The following is a 3322-nucleotide window of genomic DNA, read 5'->3' as shown; positions in this document are numbered from 1 at the left end:
GCCCGGTCGCTCATCGGGAGCAGCCAGAGCGCGGCGAAGGCATTCGACACGGTCAGATAGGCGAGACGCAGGAGCACGAGTGGTCATCATGCCGTGGCAACTGGCAGCGGCCGCCAGCGGGATGACCTGCGCGGACGAGATTCTCGGCACGCACAGTGCTCAGCGTCCCGACGCTGAGCACCCCCGCCATGCCCTCTGGTCAGTTCCTGATCGTGGACAAGGACGCCGTGCTCGGTGCGTGGGGGCAGGTCGTCCTCGCCGTGAGCGAGCACGCCTACTTTGGCAGCGACAGCATCGCCGTCCGCGGGACGTGCCGGTTCGGCGCTCGCATCGTGGACGCCGACCGAGTCGTCAAGCTGACCATCGCGGACGACTGAGCCACCCGGCTACCGGGTCGGGTGGGGGCTGCCGCTCCTGCCCGGCCCGGACGTCCGGTTGTTGTGCAGACGACGACCCAGGGGGGTGACCCCACGGGGACGAGATCTCTGATTCTCGGCATAGCAACGAGACACACAGGAGAAATTCACGGCACCATTCGTTGCCCCTCCCTCGCACCCATCGCGGTGCTCCTCAGCTCCCTGCTCCGGCACGAACAACGAATGGTGGCTACCATGGCCGACGACGATGTCCTCCGCGACACCGACCTGCTCGCCGACGTGCGGTCGCACCCGTCCGTCGCGCTGATGGTCGCCGGGGCCAACGGGCAGGCTCGCCGCATCGCCCCCGGCCTGTTTGGTGCGGACACGACCGACGCCCAGAGGTCCGAAGCTCGCCTGACGCTGCTGGGGGCGATCACCCGATGGACGCAGCACGGTGCCGATGCCGTCCAGCAGCAGACCGCCGGCCCGTTCTCGCTCGGTGTGGATGCCCGGCTGTCGTCGGGCTGCCGGCTGTGGCCGAGCGAGGTGCAGCAGCTCCGCGAGATCGTCAGCGGACCACAACCACGACGCGCGTTCGTAGTCGACCGGGTGCCGGTGCAGCGCACCGACCGTGAGCACCACCCCGGCTGCGACTTTTTCTTCTCTCGCGGCAACGGCATCGACTGCTCGTGCGGGTTGAGCTGAGCGTCAGGCAGCGGGAAGCGCGGCGGCAGCAGCAGCGATCTTGGCGGCGACGGCGTCGAGCGACGATTCCTTTGTGCTCAGCCCGGAATGGGACGCGAGCATGGGGCTGACGTCGTAGAGCTCGCCGAAGGTCACCCCGTGCGTCACGGGCACGACGCGATTGGTGTTGAGCAGGACGGCGAGTTCCTTTTCGGCGATGCCCTCGTTCTTGATGCTCTCGAGTAGGGATGGCGTGACCAGCACGATGCCGATGCGGGAGTTACGAAGCCCCTTGTCGATCTCGCGCATCTGCAGCGAACCGAGCGGGATGTCTTCCTCGCTGAACCACACCGTCGCGCCACTGGTCTTCAGGTGGCCGTAGAGCTCCTTCGCGCTGCCCTCACGGTCGTTCCAGGCGTGGCACAGGAAGAGGTCTCGCTTGTCCGGGTACGTCTGGGCCTGTACCGCAGCCTTCTCGGCGTAGGGCTCGACCGCCTGCCACTCGGTCGGGGTGTACGACACCGTCCTGCCGGACCTGGTGCGACGCGAGGTCCCACCTCCGGACGAGCCGTACGACGAAGACCGGCCTCCGCCGCCGCTGCTGTACGAGGAGCCCGACGGGTATGACGACCGGAGTACGACCTTCCCCAGTTGCTGCACGCTGGGCAGTTCGCGGCTCCACTCGCGGTGCGGTGGCCTCGGGAGGGTGCTGTGCATTGCGCCATGGCCCATGGTAGGGGGAACCACCGACACAGTGTCGTAGTTACTGCACAGCCTTCCCGCCTGACGCCTATCCGTGACGGAACTCCACCACGTCGTCGGACAGGTATCGAGTCCTCCAACTGCGTCAAGTAAGCGTGCCCTGGCTGCCGCGATTGAGAACAGAGCAGGCGTCTCCTAACCTCGCGCTTTCATGAAGCCCGGTGTCCGACGGGTGGTCGGGTAAACGAAAAGTGCCTCTGACCAGCAAGAATGAGGATTGTCGAGGTCCTTGTTCCTGCCACCGTCGGAGGCACTTCCCAGGTGAAGAAGCGTATCGGTTCCTACCCTCGTGTCCGCGTTAGGGGCGGTGGCCGGACCAGTGGTCTCGCAGGCGGGAGGCATCCTGCTGGTGGAGACGGTCCGCAAGACCGGGCTGGATCAGGCGATATCGGCGGCCCTGACACCGTGGCGCAGGCCGCGTGTCGGCGTACACAGTTACGTGGCCCTGGCAAGATTTTCGTAGACGGAGATCATCTGGGTGCTGAGGTCGGCCGGTCCGCATACCGGCGGCGGAGGTGGGCGATCAGGACGACTCGATGGCGGAGGAGCGGGACGCCGGCGCGTCCTGCCATCAGGCGTTTCTGGAGTTTGACGTCGGTGATGCGGCCTTCGTTGACGCCGGAGTTGTAGGTGGTGGCAAGCCCCTGGGCGACGGCATGCTGGTCTTCGCGTAGGGCTCCGGCGATACCGGCGAGCGGGCGCAGTCCGCTGTGGGAGAGCTCGTCGAGCCAGGACGGCAGTGATGAGGCGTCGCGGTTGTCGAGCATGCCGGCGAACCGGCGGACCAGGTCGTGCGTGCGCTTGAGTTCCGGACAGTGCTCAAGGAGCCGGCGCAGGCGGTGGGAGACGTGAAGGCTGCGGCGGTCCGGGTGGGTGGTGATCCAGCGTGCGGCCTCGCGCGGGGATGGCGGGCGCTCACGGGGCTGGTCCAGGGGCAGCCCGCGTCGCAGGGGTGCGACGGCCATCTTCACGCGCTGGTAGTGGCCGAGGTATCCCTTGCCAAGGAGTTCCTGGTGAAGATTCTTGGCACTGTGCTCGCCCTCGTCCCAGCGTTGTTGCAGGTGATCGAGATAGGGATCCAGGGTGGAGGGACGGCGGGGCGGACGGCGCATCACCTCCTGCCAGCTGCGGGCACGGGCGTATTTGCGCACGGTCTTGCGGTCCATGCCGAGCTCTCGGGCGACGGCACTGTAGGGCCGGCCCGTATCGGTGAGGGTATGCACGGCCTCGAACAGCCTCCGCGCATGCCGCCCGGCTCGCGTGTCCGCTGCAGCATCCTCAACGCTCAGCTCAGTCGATGACGGGGCGCTCTCCACAACCGGGGACCGCGCTGCGGGCAAACAGCCGCGGTGAGCGGCAGCGATCTCCTGGACGCGCCGGGACAGGCCCTGCCAGAGGTGAAAGCGGTCGCTGACCTGTATGGCCTCGGGGGCGCCATCAGTGATGCCCTGCCGGTAAATGAGCGAGCCGTCGCGGCAGACAACCTCAGTGCCGGGATGCTCCCGGAGCCAATGACT

At 67.2% G+C, this 3322-nt stretch carries 4 protein-coding genes and 1 pseudogene; 3 read left to right on the top strand and 2 right to left on the bottom strand.

The features are described 5' to 3' along the window. The first annotated feature begins 188 nt into the window (after positions 1-188). Together ACFWBD_RS41425 and ACFWBD_RS41420 are read left to right on the top strand one after the other, a co-directional pair. Positions 189-377, top strand: a complete 189-nt coding sequence (locus tag ACFWBD_RS41425; RefSeq protein WP_385679392.1) for a hypothetical protein — start codon at positions 189-191, stop codon at positions 375-377. Positions 378-611: 234 nt separating this feature from the next. Then, positions 612-1064, top strand: a complete 453-nt coding sequence (locus ACFWBD_RS41420) for a hypothetical protein (protein WP_385679389.1) — start codon at positions 612-614, stop codon at positions 1062-1064. Positions 1065-1067: 3 nt separating this feature from the next. Here ACFWBD_RS41420 and ACFWBD_RS41415 read toward each other — a convergent pair whose 3' ends face one another. After that, entirely contained in the window at positions 1068-1565 is a 498-nt protein-coding gene (locus ACFWBD_RS41415) for a toll/interleukin-1 receptor domain-containing protein (RefSeq protein ID WP_385679386.1), read from the bottom strand. A gap of 501 nt (positions 1566-2066) precedes the next feature. Here ACFWBD_RS41415 and ACFWBD_RS41410 point away from each other — a divergent pair. Next, a pseudogene (locus tag ACFWBD_RS41410) lies at positions 2067-2226 on the top strand (IS1380 family transposase); the annotation flags it as partial. Positions 2227-2275: 49 nt separating this feature from the next. Here the strand turns inward: ACFWBD_RS41410 and ACFWBD_RS41405 are convergent. After that, positions 2276-3322 (bottom strand): transposase (locus ACFWBD_RS41405; protein ID WP_385679383.1); only part of this gene is annotated, 1047 nt, incomplete at its 5' end.

The organism is Streptomyces sp. NPDC060002, assembly GCF_042737245.1.
Taxonomy (GTDB): domain Bacteria; phylum Actinomycetota; class Actinomycetes; order Streptomycetales; family Streptomycetaceae; genus Streptomyces.
Note: the sequence above shows the minus strand (reverse complement) of the source record. Positions and strands in the feature narration are given on the sequence as shown.

What these genes read in the sequence shown, in the direction of transcription:
- ACFWBD_RS41425 (WP_385679392.1), top strand. Translation starts at nt 189, where the DNA reads ATGCCCTCTGGTCAGTTCCTGATCGTGGACAAGGACGCCGTGCTCGGT.
- ACFWBD_RS41420 (WP_385679389.1), top strand. Translation starts at nt 612, where the DNA reads ATGGCCGACGACGATGTCCTCCGCGACACCGACCTGCTCGCCGACGTG.